Genomic DNA, 17,163 nt, shown 5'->3' with positions numbered 1-17,163 from the left:
GCACTAAAATGGTGCAACCATGCCCGATAATAAAAATTTTAACCCTGAGTTACTAACTAGCATTTGGCAAAACCTGTCAACGGCAGTGATCTTACTTGATCAACAATTCACCCTTATTTACGCTAATAATAGCGCCAGTGAACTGTTAGGATTAGGCCCTAAACGTATTCTCAATCAACCGTTTGACAGTCTTTTTAATTACCATTCCATTGACCTTAAACGCATTGCACAATACTCTTTGGTAGATGGTGTAGATTGCCACCAGCACAGAGCTGACGTGGTTTTTGTTGATTCTCGTCATGCCAAACTGGCAATTAGTTCGCGTCGCGTGAAGTTACAAAATGAGTATTTTATTTTATTCGAGTGTCGCCAAACTGATGATGAAATTCGCCACGATCAAGCTTCTAATCAAATGCATCAATATCAAGCAGCACGTAACCTAATTAGAGGGCTTGCTCATGAAATCAAAAATCCTTTAGGCGGAATCCGCGGAGCGGCGCAATTATTGCAGTATGAGGTTGATCAGCAAGAACGGGATGAATGTGCAGAATTAATTATTGAACAAGCCGATCGCTTACGAGAGCTTGTTGACAGGCTACTGGGCCCGAATCAATTACCACAAAAGTCATACGGTAATATTCATCAAACCTTAGAGTCTGTAATTAAACTAAGTACATTAGATAATTGCGCCAATATTAGCTTGGAAAAAGATTACGACCCAAGTATACCTGATGTCTATATTGACCAAGGTAAAATTCAGCAAGTAGTACTTAACATCGTTCGAAATGCACAACAAGCGTTAGTCGGTGGTGGCGTGATAAAAATTAAAACACGTATTAATCACCAGCAACGTCGCCCCGGAAAAGCCCCTAAAAAGGCACTGCTGATCCAAATTTCAGATGACGGACCAGGTATCGATTCCAGCATCAAAGAGACATTATTTTACCCGATGATCACCAACAAAGAAGGTGGTTCTGGCTTAGGTCTCTCGATTGCACAAACCTTGATCGATCAACACAACGGCTATATAGAATGCGATAGCTGGCCAGGTCATACAGAGTTTAATATATATCTGCCTTTTGCGGATTAATCGGTTTTTGGAGTTTGCATGAAAACAGTTTGGCTGGTTGATGATGATGCATCTATTCGCTTTGTACTTGAAAAAGCACTAACTCGCGCAGGATTTAATGCTGAAAGTTTTTCTAATGCACAAGACGTGCTGTCAGCATTAAAGTTTAGCCAACCTACGGTACTGGTGTCTGATGTACGTATGCCTGGTATGGATGGTATGGCATTATTAGAACTGATCGCTGAACAAAACCCAGGCTTGCCAGTGATCATCATGACTGCGCATTCAGATTTAGATTCAGCGGTAAATGCGTTTCAAAAAGGTGCTTTTGAATACCTAGCCAAACCATTTGATTTAAATGAAGCAGTTGCGTTAGTAGAAAGCGCGTGTCGCGCTAACTCAACTAAAAAAGTAAAACGTAAACCCGCACCACCTAAAAGTGCCCATATCATTGGCGAAGCGCCAGCCATGCAGGAAGTATTTCGGGCAATAGGTAAGCTGTCAGCATCAAGTATGAGCGTACTTATCAATGGTGAATCTGGTACCGGTAAAGAATTGGTAGCCAGTGCTTTACATAACCACAGCCCACGCAAAGAAAACCAGTTTATTGCCTTAAACATGGCAGCTATTCCAAAAGAGTTGGTTGAATCAGAGCTATTTGGCCATGAAAAAGGCGCTTTTACTGGTGCTGATAGCGTACGTAAAGGTCGCTTTGAGCAAGCCAATGGCGGTACGCTATTCTTAGATGAGATTGGTGATATGCCGCTGGATGTACAAACCCGTTTGCTGCGTGTTTTAGCTGATGGTGAGTTTTACCGTGTTGGTGGCCATCAAAGTATTAAAGTTGATGTCCGGATCATTGCCGCGACTCACCAAAACCTTGAAGACTTAGTAAAACAAGGCAAATTCAGAGACGATTTATTTCATCGCTTAAATGTTGTGCGCCTGCGCCTACCTGCACTGCGTGAACGTACCGAAGACATTGAACGCTTAGCACAGCATTTTTTACATAAAAGCGCCAAAGACTTACAAGTCGAAAGCAAAATTCTCAGCTCAAAAGCCACCGACTTACTACGCTTGTTCAACTGGCCTGGCAATGTTCGTCAACTAGAGAACACCTGCCGCTGGCTTACCGTTATGGCTCCCGGCGAGCTTGTGAGTGAGCAAGACTTACCTCCAGAGATCTTAGCAATTGACGAGACTCAACAAGAGGGTGATTGGCTTGATGCCTTTCAACAATGGCTTAATCTAGAGCTTAAGCAAGGTAAAGAAAACATCTGGCCTAATGTACAAGCGCAATTAGAAACCCGCCTAATTAAAACCGCATTGGCAAACTGTGCAGGACATAAACAAGAAGCCGCAGTAAAAATAGGCTGGGGCCGCAATACATTGACCCGTAAATTAAAAGAGCGCAATATCAACTAACTTCCCTGCTCAAACGAAGGAAAATAAGTTGAAGTTAATCGAGCATATTCCATTAATAAAGCAGATGGAGATACTTAATAGGCTGAGTTTTTTTAGAGAGTTCAGCCTCAATGAGCGCCAAGTATTACTGGAGTCATTCAGTCACTTATACTTGATCAATAAAGATCGCTTTGTGTTTAAGCAGTTTGATAACGACAAACAACTGTATATCGTGCTCAGCGGCGCTATTGTGGTATTTAAACATAGTCATTTGATGGATTTAGGCACCATTGAACCCGGCGAATTTATTGGTGAAGGTGCGTTTATAAATAACCGCGAGCACAGCACCAGTGCTCGTGCTAAAAGCGATACCATAGTACTGGCGATTACCAGCGAAGCACTAATACGTTTACCAAATGTGATCCGCGAAAAAATTAAAGACCGCATTATCGAAGGGATGAGTAGACGTATTACTAAATTAAGCGATTACCTCGAGTCACGCGGCTAATCCATATACACAACCTGTAGCGAACAGTTTAACCATTGCGGACTCTCAACATGCGCAGTATAACGAAATGTATCTGAGGGTTTTTCACCAAAAGGCGTTGCAACCAAAGGGGTTGAATGCGTGTATGACTGCGAAATATTTCTATAATTGATGACTAAATAATTTTCATAACGCTGCCAAACTAACTGAGCGCGGGCACCATTTAGTAAAGTAAACTCAACCAAGTTATCAAAAAATCTGACTTTAAGGTTATTGTAGCGGTCTTCAACGCAACCAGTAGTACGCAGCTGTTGCGGCACGTCAAAACCTTGCTCTATTTGCTCACCACGTAAGTAAAAGCCAATATTGCCATCGCTATAATGATGATTAGCCACCGACACATAATTAAGCTGCGGCTGATAACCCATCGCTTGCATAATATTGGCAAGTTGCTCTGTTTCAGGAGTCAGTATTTTATCTTCTGAGGTTAATAATGTCGCAGCACTAAACTCTTTGGGTACTGGCAGTTCAGTAAATTGAAAAGGCAAGGTCTGCTGTTGTAGTTGCTCTGTCAGTTGTTGTTTTTGCAAAACAGTTAAACCCTCCGTATAGACATACACTGTAGGGTGCTGACAGGCTGTTAGAAATAACAACATGCCAATTAAAATGCCATATTTCATAGTCACCTCGAATAGATTACAACTGTAGTCTATTCGAGGTGACTATTTATAGCAAGTTAATTCACTTGGCTATTGAGCCAAGCATCCACGCTTTTACGGGTATATAAAACATCCTTAAACAAGCGGTGTCGTTGAAACTCAAGTAGTTTTTCTTTGCTATTTTCACCACAACTTAATTGGCTGTGATTGTCGTTAAAACGTGAAATAAGCGAAAAGCCTCGCTCTGGTTGTTGCGATGCTTTCTTTGCAACCTGATTAAGCCGCGCACGCACATCATCTGCGGTCATAAAGTCAGAACCCTCTAAACCCATTAGCTCTTTTTTCATGGCTAGTCTTACGCCCATGTTAAATCTCCAGTACTGCGGCATTTGTAATAAAATGACCAACTAAATATCGAATTCGATTCGAACAGCAAATTGTAGGCCAGCTTTTCACGCGGATACTACGCTTGAATTACTACCGTTTTTTTAAAGACGGTAGAAAATTCGATATAGTTTCAGGTTAATTCTATTTAATGCCCTGTAGACTTTAGGCTGCTTGATGCAAAAGTCGCGCACAGCCTTTATACTACAGGCTGTGCCCTACCTTAATGAGATCAAACATGAACGACGAATATATTGAAATTGAATTAGAAGAAGAGCCAATTGAGCTATGCAAACTCTTAAAAGTTCTTGATTTAGTCGAAGGTGGCGGCCAAGCCAAAAACCTTATCACTGAAGGTTATGTTGGCGTTAACCATGAAATTTGTACAATCAAGCGGAAAAAATTATACAGTGGCGACATTCTTGAATTTGATGGTGAGCAATTTCAACTGACATTAAGCGAAAGTGCTATTCCAGCAGAGCGCCCTGTTACATCAACGCAACCTGAACCACAACAAAGTGCAGAGCCTGCTACTAACGCGCCTGCTAAAGCTAAGCGTAAACGTACCAAAAAACCAAAAGTGGATGAAAAAACAGGCCGTCGCCCTATTTCATTCGGCTAATCCAATTTAGACTACGTGCAACTTGTAAAAGTAGCCGTAGTCGCCTTTAATAACTTTTTAAATAATAGTTTAAAAGGTAATGTATGACTCCTCCGCACTGGTTAAAATCTGTCGCTTGGGCAGCCCTTATTTGGAACTTTCTTGGGGTAATTGCATTCATTATGCAAATGCTCATGACTCCAGAGATGATAAGTAAACTCCCTATAGAACAACAAGCTGCATATTCAAATACACCAATTTGGTCAACTATTGCATTCGCTACCGCGGTTTTTGGTGGAGTCTTAGGCTGTATTTTATTATTACTTAAAAAAGCCATTGCTCGAGTGCTTTTTGCGCTCTCACTCGCTGGGATTTTTATCCAGCAATTTTATAATTTCATTGTTATTAATAGTATTGAATTACTCGGTGCCAGCGCGGTGTTTATGCCAATATTTGTAGTCGTAATTGCAATTATCCTGCTACTGCTAAGCCACAAAGGCAAACAGCAAGGTTGGCTACTGTAAAACACGCTATTGAGTTACTATTGTTTTACTGCTGACGCTTGAAATATAAATTTTCAGCATCATATATATTCTATTACCTGTATAAAAATCGCGCAAAAACACACTGGTATGTACTTTGCATTTTAACTATTTAAAGAGAGGTTACATTTACCACTTAAGTACCATTTAAGGATATTCATCTAACTTAGGGGCACATAATGAACAATAGTTTTGACACCCAAAAACAACTCACTATCAACGGTGAGCAGTTTCATATCCATTCACTGCAAGGTTTAGGCGATAAAGCCAAGCGACTGCCGTTCTCGCTCAAGATCCTACTCGAAAACTTACTGCGCAATGAAGACGGCGTAAATATCAAAAAACAAGATATTGAAGCGTTGCTAAACTGGGATTCACAAGCCAAGCCCAGTGCTGAGGTAGCATTTACACCGGCCCGCGTGGTGATGCAAGATTTTACTGGCGTGCCAGCAATCGTCGATTTGGCCGCAATGCGTGATGCTATGGAAAGACTTGGCGGCGATCCTGCGAAAATAAACCCATTATCCCCTGCGGAATTAGTTATCGACCACTCAGTACAAGTAGACGGTTATGGTGAAGATGGCTCATTTGATTTAAATGCCAAGCTTGAGTACGAACGCAATAAAGAACGTTATGAGTTTTTACGCTGGGGCCAAACAGCCTTTGATAACTTAAAAGTTGTGCCACCAGCAACGGGTATTGTTCACCAAGTGAATTTAGAATACCTTGCTCGCGTTGTCTTTAATGAAGAGCGCAATGGGCAAAAATTTGCTTACCCTGACACCTTAGTCGGTACTGATTCACATACCACTATGATCAACGGCTTAGGCGTACTTGGTTGGGGTGTAGGCGGCATCGAAGCAGAAGCTGCAATGCTAGGCCAGCCAATTAGCTTACTGATCCCGCAAGTGGTGGGTATGAAGCTCAACGGCCGTTTACCGGAGGGCACCACAGCGACCGATTTAGTGCTGACCGTTACTGAAATATTGCGTAAGCATGGCGTTGTCGGTAAATTTGTAGAATTTTATGGCGATGGCCTTGCTGATTTACCACTGGCCGACCGCGCAACCATAGCCAACATGGCACCGGAATACGGCGCTACCTGTGGTATTTTCCCTATCGATGATGAAACAATTAATTATCTTCGTTTAACCAACCGTGATGAAACACAGCTAAAACTGATAGAAGACTACGCAAAACATCAAGGTTTATGGCGCAACGATGGCGATGAAGCAAATTACACCGACAATCTCGAATTAAACCTAAATGATGTAGTGCCAAGCCTTGCCGGTCCGAAACGTCCACAAGACAGAATTGCCCTTGATCAAGCTGGCGAAGTTATTGCCAATCATTTAAAAACCTTTCAAGATGAACGTCTTGCTAAGCGCGACGATAGTGATGAACAGCAATCACGAATTGAAGGTGAAGGCCCTGTCACTAATCCTGATGAGCCAACCAACGAAGCGCAATTTATGGGCGCAGCAAAGGTTAACTTTAAAGGGCAAGAATTTGAGTTAAAAGATGGCGCTTGTGTAATTGCTGCCATTACTAGCTGTACCAACACTTCTAACCCAAGTGTGATTTTAGCCGCGGGTTTAGTCGCGCAAAAAGCTCGCCAGTTAGGAATTAACGTAAAACCTTGGGTAAAAACATCACTGGCACCTGGCTCACAAGTGGTCACTGACTACTTAAAAAAAGCAGGCCTGATGGATGATTTAGATGCACTTGGCTTTAACCTAGTAGGTTATGGCTGCACTACCTGTATTGGTAACTCAGGTCCGCTTGCCGATGAGATCAGTGAGGCAATTCAACAACATAAATTAGTAGTAAGCTCTATTTTATCGGGTAACCGTAACTTTGAAGGACGTATTCACCAAGATGTGAAAATGAACTTTTTAGCCTCACCACCTTTAGTTGTCGCCTATGCGATTGCAGGTCGTACTGATATCGATGTTTATAACGAGCCACTTGCGCAAGATGCTAATGGTAACGATATTTACCTGAAAAATATTTGGCCTAGTGTCAGCGAAGTGAATGAACTGGTGAAAAAAACCGTCACTAAAGAAATGTTCGCTACCAGTTACGGTAATGTTTATAAGGGTGATGATCGCTGGCAACAAATCAAAATTCCTGATGGTAAACTTTATGACTGGGATGATGCCTCAACGTATATTAAAAAAGCGCCGTTTTTTGATGGCATGACGACAGAACCACCAGGCATCCCTACTATTACGGGTGCTCGCTGTTTAGCAAAACTTGGCGATTCCGTCACTACTGATCATATCTCCCCTGCTGGTGCAATTAAAGCAAGCGCGCCTGCTGGCGAATACTTACAAGAAAATGGCGTAGATAAATCGCAATTTAACTCATACGGTTCTCGCCGTGGTAATCATGAAGTAATGATGCGCGGTACATTTGCCAATGTACGCTTAAAAAACTTGCTTGCACCAGGCACCGAAGGCGGTGTAACGCGCACTCAACCTGATGATGAGCTTGCCAGTATTTACGATGCTGCAATGGCGTATCAACAGCAAGGCGTACCGCTCGTTGTGCTTGCCGGTGCTGAGTATGGTACGGGTTCATCACGAGACTGGGCAGCGAAAGGTTCGCTATTATTAGGTATTAAAGCGGTCATTGCGCAAAGTTATGAGCGTATTCATCGCTCGAACCTAATTGGTATGGGCGTGCTACCACTGCAATTTAAAGCAGGTGAGAGCCATGAATCACTGGGGTTAAAAGGTCAAGAGCAGTTCGATATCGAAGGTCTCTACGATAAAACCAAGGAAGTTAGTGTCGTTGCCACTAATAGCGAAGGCAAAAAACTAAGCTTTAGTGCCGATGTCCGTATTGATACCCCCAAAGAGTGGGATTACTACAAACATGGCGGCATTTTACAGTATGTACTGCGTAATATGTTAACTAGCTAATTAATCTATAATATTAGGGCTTTGCAAAATTAATTTGCTTAGCCCTTAATTTTTTGATGTAAAACAAGTCAGCTTACTCATTATTAACTACACTTAATTCATCTTATCATTAATGCCTGCATACTATGACCGAGCAGAAGATCATCACAGTACTAAAAGTATTTATTGTCCTTGGCATATGCCTTATTGCGACTGGACATTATTTATTAGTCTCGGATCTGTTTGGTGAACAAAATAGTATACATGGCATTATTATCAGCGCCGCTTTTATTGCTATTGGAGTGCTATTTTCTCTGCCTACAAAAATTTACCTCACTATTGTTTTAATGAACATAGAGGCTGTACGTGACAAACATGTATAGCAGCAAGTTCATGCAATTAATCAAACCATTTAACACCTCTAAAACTTTATTAATAGCGGCATTTTTGGTGCTTTGCTTACCCACTCAATTACGTGCAAATGACAAATTGATTATTGCATCCGGTAATTTTGCACCTTATTTCATGCAGGACAACGTAACCGGTAATGGTTACTTCGATCAACTTGTGGTTCAAGTGTTACTGATACAAGGCTATCAAAACCCGCAATTGGTGCCGTTAAATAATGATGCTATTCAACGCTACTTCAACAATAAAGTCGCTGATATAGCGATCAACTATACGGCACAACCAGCTGCACATGCTTTTATTTCTCGTTATCGAGTACGATTTATGAACCGTGTGACCATGCTTCCTTCTGCATGGACCGAAAAAGTAGCTACGTTGAACGATTTGAAGAATTTAAGAGTAGGTAGTTTTATAGGGGCGAGCGATATCTTTGGCCCAGAATATAAAAACATGGCGACACAGGTATTCACCTATTATACTGAAATAGGAAATCAACAAGCCCTAAATAAACAGTTACTTACCAATAAGATCGATGCCCGTATCGGTGATTATTTAATGCTCTACTGGCATACATCAACAAACACCCAACTTGACCCTACAAGTTTTATATATCGCGATATTTTAAACTATCAAGGCTCTTACATTGTTTTTCAAGATAAGTCTGTCAGAGATAATTTTGATGAAGGCCTGACAAGATTAGTTGCTTCAGGAGAACTAATGATAGCTACTGATCGTTGGTTAAAAGCCTATAACCTGCCAATCATTAAGCAACAATTTTTTGTAACACAGCCCGAAAAAACACAGCAAAACAACGCTATTAAAGCAAATTAATGCGTCTCATCTAACGATTTAGTACGTTGCTCTAACTGTTCTTTCACTTGCTCTGCATCTTCAAACAGCTTTTTCATCACCACGGGATCATAAACACTGCCTGAGTTTGGCATTAAAGACATATTAGTTGTTTTTGAGGTGCCTTTTAAAATGGACGTATCTTCGGCCGCAACTACTGTAATATCGCGCGGATCTAGAATTACTTTTTCACTTGTGCCCTCAGGATTAGGCTGATCTGAGTAATGCCATTGACCTTGCTGATCTTGCCATTTATAAATAACTGTCGTTGCTACTGAGCTTTCATTGGTAATTGATTCTACAACTTTTTGACTGGTCTCACTAACCAATGTGGCTGCCATGGCAAGGGTGTCACTTGATAACGCAACCATTTGCTCTGTTAGCTGATTTGATTTACTACTAATACCATCACTGGTTAACCACGTTTGACCATCGGGTCGTTGCAAATAAAATAATGCCGCGACACTGATCAGCAATACCATAATAGCGAGGTACGCAAAATACTTCATCTTCAATCCTTTGAGTTAAAATTCTCGATTGCTATCATTGATAGCGAGCTATGATTTTAGCTAGGCCGCCATTATCTTTCAAGCTTTGTAAAAAATCATTAAATTCTTTCGCGTACTTTTTACCCCTTGAATTATAAGAAAACTGCAACTGCAGCGGCGCCTCAGCGACATTTTCATCACTTATGGTCAAAGCAGCAAGCTCAGGGTACTTTTGTATGTACCAGTTTACGACAGAGCGTGACATAACAGTAAAGCGTTTACTTGTATCAGTATCTTTGTGCAAACTTTGCAATATTTCTAAGTCTGAATAAAAATTCTCACGGTGCAGAGTCTTATTCACTACTGGTAGCTCATATTTTGGATACACATAACCAAATCGCCCGAGTAAAACACCGCCCTTTAAACTGCTTAGCTCCTTAAAGTCAATTAGTTCAGCTCCTCGAGCGACTACTAACACATCTTCAATTACTACTATCTCTTGGCTCCAATAATAGGGTCCATTATCTACAAGCCAAACTTCTGATTCCATTCGTGCATCAACATCACCTCGTTTCACCATTTTCGCAGAGCGCATTTCAGGGACGAAGGTATAGTCTATTTGGATCCCCGTTGCCATCGAAAACGATGTAATAACATCGTTTAAAATGCCTGTTTTTGAACAAACAAAGTGATAAGGAGGGTAATCTTGCTCGGGTAAGGCAATGCGAAGGTTATCGGCAAAAAGACTAGTAGAAAAGAATAAAAAGAAAATTACGTAATATGGTTTCATAAAATACATGCACATCAATTTATAACGGCTGATTGTATTATAGTCAAAAATTTAAAACGCAGCTAGGCTGCGCTTTAATAATCACTATAGTTAGCTATCTCAGCTTAAATGATTTACTTATATTTTTACGTTCAGAATTAGATCCCATCACCATCAATGTGTAGGCCACATTCGCGGTTTAGACCAAAAAAACGGGTCTCTTCTTCGGTCATACCTGGCTCTAGTTTACGCGTAGTATGCACATCGCCCATTGACACATAACCTTGCTCCCATAATGGGTGATATGGTAAGTCATGTTTAGTCAGGTACTGATAAACATCGCGATTTGACCATTCGATGATTGGGTAAACCTTTACCGTGCCACGGCTAATTTCAATAATTTGCTTATCGGCACGTGTTGATGATTGGTCACGGCGCAAGCCACTAAACCAAGTACCTGCATTAATGTCTTTTAATGCGCGAGTCATTGGTTCAACTTTATTAAGCTGGTTGTATTGTTTAATACCTGCTTCACCTAGTTCCCATAACTTACCAAACTTGGCTTCTTGCCAAGCTGGGCTTAACTGCGACTTATACACTTTTAAATTTAGCGATAAGCGTTCGGTCATTTGCTCAATGAACTGATAAGTTTCAGGAAATAAGTAACCAGTATCTGTTAATACCACAGGAATATCGGGGCGCTGTACTGTAACTAAATGCAACATCACAGCCGCTTGAATACCAAAGCTCGATGATAAAAACTGCGTGCCTGGCAAGTTTTCCAGTGCCCATGCGACACGCTGCTCAGCGCTCATATCTTTCAATACGCCGTTAGCATCAGCCAGCAGTGTTACTTGGCTTTCTTTATCTAGCTGTAATATGTTTTTAAATTCACTCATAGTAAATTCCAAACCTCAGCAAGCGTCACCGCTTGCTTTTAAATTAAGCGTGAAAATCGGTGACTGACACTTTAACTTCAGCAACTATGCCTTTGCGGATCACAAAGTCACCAAAGCATTCGCCGTCATTACGCTCACTTGCCCATTGACCAATTAATTTGTCAAAGGCGTCTAAATACACGTCTTCACCAACATTCTCTAAATACAATTTAGGAATACGCATCCCCTCAAGGTTACCCCCTAAGTACACGTTATATTTACCTGGGCCTTTTCCTACTAGGCCAGCTTCCGCTAACATTGCGCGGCCACAGCCATTCGGACAACCAACCACACGCATGATGATGCTGTCATCAGGAATACCGTGCTTAGCAAGCAATGCCTCGGTCTTTTCAATTAAGCTTGGTAAGTAACGCTCAGCTTCCGCCATTGCGAGTGGACAAGTTGGTAATGCCACACAGGCCATCGAGTTTTTACGTTGCTCAGAGTCTTTGTCGTCAATCAAACCGTGATTACGGGCTATTTCTTCAATCACTGTTTTTTGATCGGCAGGCACACCGGCGATGATCAAATTTTGATTTGCCGTCATACGAAAATCACCTTGGTGAATTTCAGCAATTTTACGACAACCTGTTTTCAGTGGTTTACCCGGTAAATCTAAAATACGGCCACTTTGGATAAATAAAGTTAAGTGATGCTTACCATCAATACCTTCAACCCAACCAATGCGATCGCCACGATGAGTAAACTCATAAGGGCGGCTTGGCGCAAATTTAACACCTGCGCGTTGCTCTACTTCCGCTTTAAATACATCAGTACCAACACGGTCTAAGGTGTATTTAGTTTTTGCGTTTTTACGGTTTGAGCGATTACCCCAGTCGCGCTGTACAGACACCACATGCTCAGCAATTTTTAGCGTATCCGCTAAGGCGATAAACCCAAAATCATCGGCTTTACGTGGATAGGTTGCGGTATCACCGTGGGTCATGGCAAGGCCACCGCCTACTAATACGTTAAAACCAACTAGCTTGCCGTTATCTGCAATAGCTACAAAGTTTAAGTCATTCGCATGCACATCCACTTCGTTGTTCGGTGGAATGGTCACTGTGGTTTTAAACTTACGCGGTAAGTAGTTAGATCCTAAAATTGGCTCTTCTGTAGTCTCAGCCTTTTCACCGTTTAACCAAATTTCTGCATACGCTTTAGTTTTTGGTAACAAATGTTCTGAGATTTTTGCAGCCCACTCGTATGCTTCTTGATGCAACTCAGATTCCACAGGGTTTGTAGTACAAAGTACATTACGGTTAACATCACCTGCCGTTGCAATAGAGTCGATGCCCACGCTATTAAGCATTTGGTGCATGCCTTTTATATTTGGTTTTAACACACCATGAAATTGAAACGTTTGACGGGTTGTTAAACGAATACTGCCGTAGCTAGTTTTTTCATCAGCAAATTTATCAATTGCTAACCATTGCTCTGGCTTGATGATACCGCCAGGCATACGTGCACGTAACATGACGTTGTGTAATGGCTCTAGCTTTTGCTTAGCACGCTCACCACGAATATCACGGTCATCTTGCTGATACATACCGTGGAAACGAATTAACTGAAAGTTATCCGCAGTGAAGCCACCGGTGATCTCATCTTTTAAATCTTGCTCTATGGTGCCACGTAAAAAGTTACTTTCTCTTTTCAAACGCTCGTTATCAGAAAGCTTTACGTTTTTATCTTGTTCGCTCATGTTTGATCCTAAATTTGTTACAGTGACGGCTGTTAGCTTTGCTTTTATAAAGTAAGCAACGTCTACGCTTAGTACACGTCTTTCTGATAGCGATTTGCGCTACGTAAATCTTTTAAATACTGCTCAGCGTCTTCATCGTTCTTACCGCTGTTTTCTTTGATGATATCAACCAATGCCTGGTGTACATCTTTCGCCATGCGATTTGCGTCACCACAAATATAAAAATGCGCGCCCGCTTCTAGCCATGCAAATACGTCTTTGCTGTTTTGGCGTAGCTTGTCTTGCACGTAGACCTTCTCTGCTTGGTCACGGCTAAACGCCACATCAACTTTACTTAGTAGCCCTGATTTTAAGTAACCTTGAATTTCTACTTGATATAAGAAATCTTGGGTAAAGTGTGGGTTACCAAAGAATAACCAGTTTTTACCGGATGCTTCGTGGGCATCACGTTCTTGCAAGAAAGCACGGAACGGCGCAATACCAGTACCAGGGCCGACCATGATCACTGGCGTTTCGTCGTTAGCAGGTAAACGGAAGTTATCGTTATGTTCGCTATATACTTTTACTTTACAACCTTCTTCAGCACGACGTGCTAAATAACCAGAACAACCACCTAAATGCTCACTACCGAATGCTTCAAATTCAACTAGACCAATGGTTAAGTGCACTTCATCTTCAACTTCTGCTTGGCTTGACGCAATTGAATATAAACGTGCTTGCAGTTTACGTAGGCAATCAACAAACGTTTGTGCCTCAAGCGCAGCTGGATTTTGGCGGATCACATCAAAGATTTGGCGAGGCTCAATATATTCACGCATTGCCGCTTTATCTTCAACCAGCTTTAATAGCTCAGGCGCACCTGTCGCTATCGCGTACTTTTCAACAAAGCCAGGGTATGACTGAGTCAATTCAAGTTTTTCAATCAGTGCATCACGAACACTGAGCTCTTCATCAGCGATTTTAACTTTGCTGGCACCATCAATTTGCGTCAGTGTCAGTACTTCATCAACCAGAATCTCATCATTTAAAAAATACACGCCTAATGAATCGCCCGGTGTGTAAGTAATATCAGATCCTTCCAGTGAAATCTCAACATGGCGCACATCTTTGCTAGAGTCACGACCAGTGATCTTTTGCACTAGGCTAAGTTCTGCTGGAAATGGGTTTTGCTTAGTATATTGGCTGGCAGCTGTTGCTGGTGCACCAAATGACACCACTTGCCCACCTGTTGCGCCTTGCTGTGCTTTTAAATCAGGTTCAAATGCATCAAGTGCTCCGCTGATCCAGCTGGCGGCTTCATCATCGTAATCAACGTCTAAATCAGCACGCTGATAAATGGTTTCTGCACCGAGCTTATTTAAGCGCTGTTCAAAGTCTTTTGCTGTTTGACAGAAGAACTCATAGCTTGAATCACCTAAACCTATAACCGCAATTTTAACGCCATCAAGCTTAGGCGCTTTTTTGGTTGCTAAAAACTCATGTAATGTTTCGGCATCTTCCGGCGGCTCACCTTCACCGTAAGTAGAAACAACGACAGTTAAGAATTTTTCTTTTTTCAGGGCCGTTGGTTTGTAATCAGCCATGCTAACCAGCTTAACAGCTAAACCACGAGACTCCGCTTGCTCTTTGAGCTTAGTCGCTACACCTTTTGAATTACCGGTTTGTGAGCCATATAAAATGGTCAATGCCGCTGCATCCCCAACACTTGGCGCAGCACCTACAACACCACCTAATGCCGCCGTATTGGCATTCGCAGCAAGATAACCACTTACCCAAGCTTGCTGGATTGGATTAAGCTCAGCCACTAAACCTTGTAGCTTCTGTACTTGCTCTTGCGATAGCGGACTTGCTAGCGCATTGAGTTGACTTAACAACATGAATTAATTCCCCGTAACCCTGAAAGTTATCTGCAAAATGCTCACTGATTGCAGTAATCACTTTGCCTAAAATTTGTGTCAACTTTAAGGCAAATAACTCAGGCCCTAAAGATTTCTCTGAGTGTGAAGAATAACGGGGTACGCGCCAATAAAAAAAGAATAGAATCTGCTTTGTTATTCCATTTAGTTATTAATTTATAAATTAACCAGTAAAAACAGATTAAAAGGTAACAAATAACTACTTACGATTTCAGCACCACACTTAGCCGATCAGAAATATCATACAAAAATTTATTCACTTCATTTTTTTCAAAATACAAATTAACTTTTTTGCAACAAATCTTGAGTAGGCTATAGTGGATTTGGCCACATTCTGTGCGCCGACTATAAATATAATAAGGAAACACTATGTCACACGGGGCATATAGAAAACTCATACTCAGCAGTGCTATGTTAGCTACAGCACTTCCCTGCATGGCCACCATTAATAATGGTGACTTTGAAAACTGGTCAGGTAATAGCCCAAACGGCTGGAGCACGATTGATACTGGTATTACACTATCAGCTTCAAATACCATAGTGAATTCAGGAGCTCTTGCTGCAAAAGTAGTGGTTAATACCGCTAGTCAAAGCAATACTGATTTACTGCAAGAAGTTACTGTTGAGGCCGGCAAAAGCTACTTATTCTCAAGCTGGGTTTATCACACCGAAGGCGGCATTAAAGCGCGCTTAATTGCCGACGGCTATCAAGGCTATTCAAATCCAGCGTTATTAAATCAGTGGCAACAAATAAGCTATACATATCCAGCAACCAGCAATGCTACGATTACCGTGGGCCTGCGTTTTTACGATGTCAGCGGCTTTGATGGCAGTGAAACTGTTTATGTGGATAGTTTTACACCTGGTTCTAGTGATACCACCCCACCGCCACCAGTCGGTTGTGCTGATAACACCGTTAACTTAGCACTGACAACTGATAACTATGGCGAAGAGACTAGCTGGCAAATCACTAACGCCCAAGGCACAGCGGTTGCGTCAGGTGGCAGTTATAGTGGCAACAACAGCTATACAGAGCAAGCCTGCTTAGTTGATGGCGATTACACATTTAGTATTTTTGATAGTTACGGCGACGGTATTTGCTGTTCATTTGGTAATGGCAGCTACGCGCTAACATCCGCCCAAACAACATTGGCTAACGGCAGTAGTTTTCAAAGCAGTGAAGCAACTCCCTTTATACTTGGTGATAATACCAACCCAGAAACGCCACCCAGCGAGCCAACTGGCTACTATGTTACAGCACAAGGTTTAACGGGCTATGCACTTAAAACCGCGCTCTATAACATTATTAAAGGTCACAACTCACAGGGTTATTCAGCTATTTGGAGTTTTTACGATATTGCTTCACGGGATAAGTACTTTGAAAATGACAATTCAATACTCGATCGCTATTCAGAAAATCCCACCGGTCAAGACAGCTATAACTATGTCGCTGTAAGTGATCAATGCGGCACTTACAATAGTGAAGCTGATTGCTATAACCGCGAACATTCATTTCCTAAAAGTTGGTTTGGCGGCACAAATGAGCCTATGAACTCAGATGTTCACCACATTTATGCAACCGATGGTTATGTTAATTCAAAACGTAGCAATTACCCATTTGGCGAAGTAGGCAGCGCCAGTTTCACCTCAAGCAATGGCAGTAAACTTGGCAGCGCAGCCAGCTCGATTAATTACTCAGGCACGGTATTTGAGCCAATCGATGAGTTTAAAGGTGACTTTGCTCGCGCCTACTTCTATATGGCAACCCGCTACGAAAACGTCATTGGTACTTGGCAAAACAATACCACGGCTAGTAATGCCGTGCTTAACGGCTCTAGTAACCAAGTGTTTGAGAATTGGGTAGTGACTATGTTGGTTAATTGGCATAACGACGATCCAGTCAGTCAACTTGAACTAGATAGAAACCAAGCCGCTTATGAGCATCAAGGCAATCGCAATCCATATATCGATCATCCAGAATTTGTTGAGATGATTTGGTAAAGGTCAGCGGTCAGCGGTCAGCGGTCAGCGGTCAGCGGTC

The 17,163-nt window shown here is 41.8% G+C and carries 16 protein-coding genes; 9 read left to right on the top strand and 7 right to left on the bottom strand.

Annotation, left to right across the window (positions count from 1 at the left end; all coding sequences use genetic code 11):
* Positions 1–19 precede the first annotated feature (19 nt).
* Genes glnL through H5163_RS18065 form a run of 3 tightly spaced genes read left to right on the top strand, consistent with a single transcriptional unit; the run spans position 20 to position 2,981 of the window.
* Positions 20–1,090, top strand: coding sequence for a nitrogen regulation protein NR(II) (glnL, locus tag H5163_RS18075; RefSeq protein ID WP_145237942.1), 1,071 nt, complete (start codon positions 20–22; stop codon positions 1,088–1,090).
* An 18-nt stretch (positions 1,091–1,108) separates the two neighbouring features.
* Positions 1,109–2,494, top strand: coding sequence for a nitrogen regulation protein NR(I) (gene ntrC, locus H5163_RS18070; protein WP_145237940.1), 1,386 nt, complete (start codon positions 1,109–1,111; stop codon positions 2,492–2,494).
* A gap of 28 nt (positions 2,495–2,522) precedes the next feature.
* Positions 2,523–2,981 carry a cyclic nucleotide-binding domain-containing protein gene (locus H5163_RS18065; RefSeq protein WP_182732345.1) on the top strand — a complete coding sequence of 153 codons (459 nt, stop codon included), beginning with the start codon at positions 2,523–2,525 and terminating at the stop codon, positions 2,979–2,981.
* On the opposite strand, the gene H5163_RS18060 is transcribed toward H5163_RS18065, so the two are convergent.
* The gene (locus H5163_RS18060) at positions 2,978–3,640 is read right to left on the bottom strand and encodes a hypothetical protein (RefSeq protein WP_182732344.1); all 663 of its coding nucleotides are present in this window, start codon (positions 3,638–3,640) and stop codon (positions 2,978–2,980) included. The genes H5163_RS18065 and H5163_RS18060 overlap by 4 nt on opposite strands.
* Before the next feature lie 56 nt (positions 3,641–3,696).
* Positions 3,697–3,984 carry a hypothetical protein gene (locus H5163_RS18055; protein WP_145237930.1) on the bottom strand — a complete coding sequence of 96 codons (288 nt, stop codon included), beginning with the start codon at positions 3,982–3,984 and terminating at the stop codon, positions 3,697–3,699.
* 257 nt (positions 3,985–4,241) lie between these two features.
* Between H5163_RS18055 and H5163_RS18050 the strand changes: the two genes are divergently transcribed.
* The 5 genes from H5163_RS18050 (at position 4,242) to H5163_RS18030 (ending at position 9,291) form a co-directional block, all read left to right on the top strand.
* Positions 4,242–4,625: an RNA-binding S4 domain-containing protein gene (locus tag H5163_RS18050; protein WP_149980457.1), complete on the top strand. Its 384-nt coding sequence runs from the start codon at positions 4,242–4,244 to the stop codon at positions 4,623–4,625.
* A gap of 83 nt (positions 4,626–4,708) precedes the next feature.
* On the top strand, positions 4,709–5,128 hold the full coding sequence (locus H5163_RS18045) for a hypothetical protein (protein ID WP_182735688.1): 420 nt from the start codon (positions 4,709–4,711) through the stop codon (positions 5,126–5,128).
* A 197-nt stretch (positions 5,129–5,325) separates the two neighbouring features.
* Positions 5,326–8,073 carry an aconitate hydratase AcnA gene (gene acnA, locus H5163_RS18040; RefSeq protein WP_182735687.1) on the top strand — a complete coding sequence of 916 codons (2,748 nt, stop codon included), beginning with the start codon at positions 5,326–5,328 and terminating at the stop codon, positions 8,071–8,073.
* A gap of 125 nt (positions 8,074–8,198) precedes the next feature.
* The gene (locus H5163_RS18035; protein WP_145237921.1) at positions 8,199–8,435 is read left to right on the top strand and encodes a hypothetical protein; all 237 of its coding nucleotides are present in this window, start codon (positions 8,199–8,201) and stop codon (positions 8,433–8,435) included.
* Between the two features lie 10 nt (positions 8,436–8,445).
* Positions 8,446–9,291 (top strand): ABC transporter substrate-binding protein, encoded by an 846-nt coding sequence (locus tag H5163_RS18030; protein WP_182735686.1) that lies wholly within the window; start codon positions 8,446–8,448, stop codon positions 9,289–9,291.
* Here H5163_RS18030 and H5163_RS18025 read toward each other — a convergent pair.
* The 5 genes from H5163_RS18025 to H5163_RS18005 all read right to left on the bottom strand — a co-directional run bounded on the left by H5163_RS18025 (position 9,288) and on the right by H5163_RS18005 (position 15,083).
* Complete coding sequence (locus H5163_RS18025; RefSeq protein WP_182732339.1) at positions 9,288–9,818, bottom strand: DUF4124 domain-containing protein; 531 nt, start codon at positions 9,816–9,818, stop codon at positions 9,288–9,290. The two genes, H5163_RS18030 and H5163_RS18025, sit on opposite strands and share 4 nt — an antisense overlap.
* 34 nt (positions 9,819–9,852) lie before the next feature.
* Positions 9,853–10,587 carry an ABC transporter substrate-binding protein gene (locus H5163_RS18020; RefSeq protein ID WP_182732338.1) on the bottom strand — a complete coding sequence of 245 codons (735 nt, stop codon included), beginning with the start codon at positions 10,585–10,587 and terminating at the stop codon, positions 9,853–9,855.
* A 137-nt stretch (positions 10,588–10,724) separates the two neighbouring features.
* A complete protein-coding gene (locus tag H5163_RS18015) occupies positions 10,725–11,465 on the bottom strand; it encodes a phosphoadenylyl-sulfate reductase (RefSeq protein ID WP_182735685.1) in 741 nt (246 codons plus the stop codon).
* 43 nt (positions 11,466–11,508) lie between these two features.
* Positions 11,509–13,206, bottom strand: a complete 1,698-nt coding sequence (gene cysI, locus H5163_RS18010; RefSeq protein WP_182735684.1) for an assimilatory sulfite reductase (NADPH) hemoprotein subunit — start codon at positions 13,204–13,206, stop codon at positions 11,509–11,511.
* A 68-nt stretch (positions 13,207–13,274) separates the two neighbouring features.
* On the bottom strand, positions 13,275–15,083 hold the full coding sequence (locus H5163_RS18005; protein WP_182732335.1) for an assimilatory sulfite reductase (NADPH) flavoprotein subunit: 1,809 nt from the start codon (positions 15,081–15,083) through the stop codon (positions 13,275–13,277).
* Positions 15,084–15,491: 408 nt separating this feature from the next.
* Between H5163_RS18005 and H5163_RS18000 the strand changes: the two genes are divergently transcribed.
* A complete protein-coding gene (locus H5163_RS18000; RefSeq protein ID WP_182735683.1) occupies positions 15,492–17,123 on the top strand; it encodes an endonuclease in 1,632 nt (543 codons plus the stop codon).
* Positions 17,124–17,163 lie beyond the last annotated feature (40 nt).

The sequence above is a fragment of the Pseudoalteromonas sp. SG44-8 genome (assembly GCF_014164125.1).
Lineage (GTDB): Bacteria > Pseudomonadota > Gammaproteobacteria > Enterobacterales > Alteromonadaceae > Pseudoalteromonas > Pseudoalteromonas rhizosphaerae.
Note: the sequence above shows the minus strand (reverse complement) of the source record. Positions and strands in the feature narration are given on the sequence as shown.

What these genes read in the sequence shown, in the direction of transcription:
- H5163_RS18030 (WP_182735686.1), top strand. Translation starts at nt 8,446, where the DNA reads ATGCAATTAATCAAACCATTTAACACCTCTAAAACTTTATTAATAGCG.
- H5163_RS18060 (WP_182732344.1), bottom strand. Translation starts at nt 3,640, where the DNA reads ATGAAATATGGCATTTTAATTGGCATGTTGTTATTTCTAACAGCCTGT.
- H5163_RS18035 (WP_145237921.1), top strand. Translation starts at nt 8,199, where the DNA reads ATGACCGAGCAGAAGATCATCACAGTACTAAAAGTATTTATTGTCCTT.
- glnL (WP_145237942.1), top strand. Translation starts at nt 20, where the DNA reads ATGCCCGATAATAAAAATTTTAACCCTGAGTTACTAACTAGCATTTGG.
- H5163_RS18025 (WP_182732339.1), bottom strand. Translation starts at nt 9,818, where the DNA reads ATGAAGTATTTTGCGTACCTCGCTATTATGGTATTGCTGATCAGTGTC.
- acnA (WP_182735687.1), top strand. Translation starts at nt 5,326, where the DNA reads ATGAACAATAGTTTTGACACCCAAAAACAACTCACTATCAACGGTGAG.
- H5163_RS18000 (WP_182735683.1), top strand. Translation starts at nt 15,492, where the DNA reads ATGTCACACGGGGCATATAGAAAACTCATACTCAGCAGTGCTATGTTA.
- H5163_RS18045 (WP_182735688.1), top strand. Translation starts at nt 4,709, where the DNA reads ATGACTCCTCCGCACTGGTTAAAATCTGTCGCTTGGGCAGCCCTTATT.
- H5163_RS18005 (WP_182732335.1), bottom strand. Translation starts at nt 15,083, where the DNA reads ATGTTGTTAAGTCAACTCAATGCGCTAGCAAGTCCGCTATCGCAAGAG.
- H5163_RS18050 (WP_149980457.1), top strand. Translation starts at nt 4,242, where the DNA reads ATGAACGACGAATATATTGAAATTGAATTAGAAGAAGAGCCAATTGAG.
- H5163_RS18015 (WP_182735685.1), bottom strand. Translation starts at nt 11,465, where the DNA reads ATGAGTGAATTTAAAAACATATTACAGCTAGATAAAGAAAGCCAAGTA.
- ntrC (WP_145237940.1), top strand. Translation starts at nt 1,109, where the DNA reads ATGAAAACAGTTTGGCTGGTTGATGATGATGCATCTATTCGCTTTGTA.
- H5163_RS18055 (WP_145237930.1), bottom strand. Translation starts at nt 3,984, where the DNA reads ATGGGCGTAAGACTAGCCATGAAAAAAGAGCTAATGGGTTTAGAGGGT.
- H5163_RS18020 (WP_182732338.1), bottom strand. Translation starts at nt 10,587, where the DNA reads ATGAAACCATATTACGTAATTTTCTTTTTATTCTTTTCTACTAGTCTT.
- cysI (WP_182735684.1), bottom strand. Translation starts at nt 13,206, where the DNA reads ATGAGCGAACAAGATAAAAACGTAAAGCTTTCTGATAACGAGCGTTTG.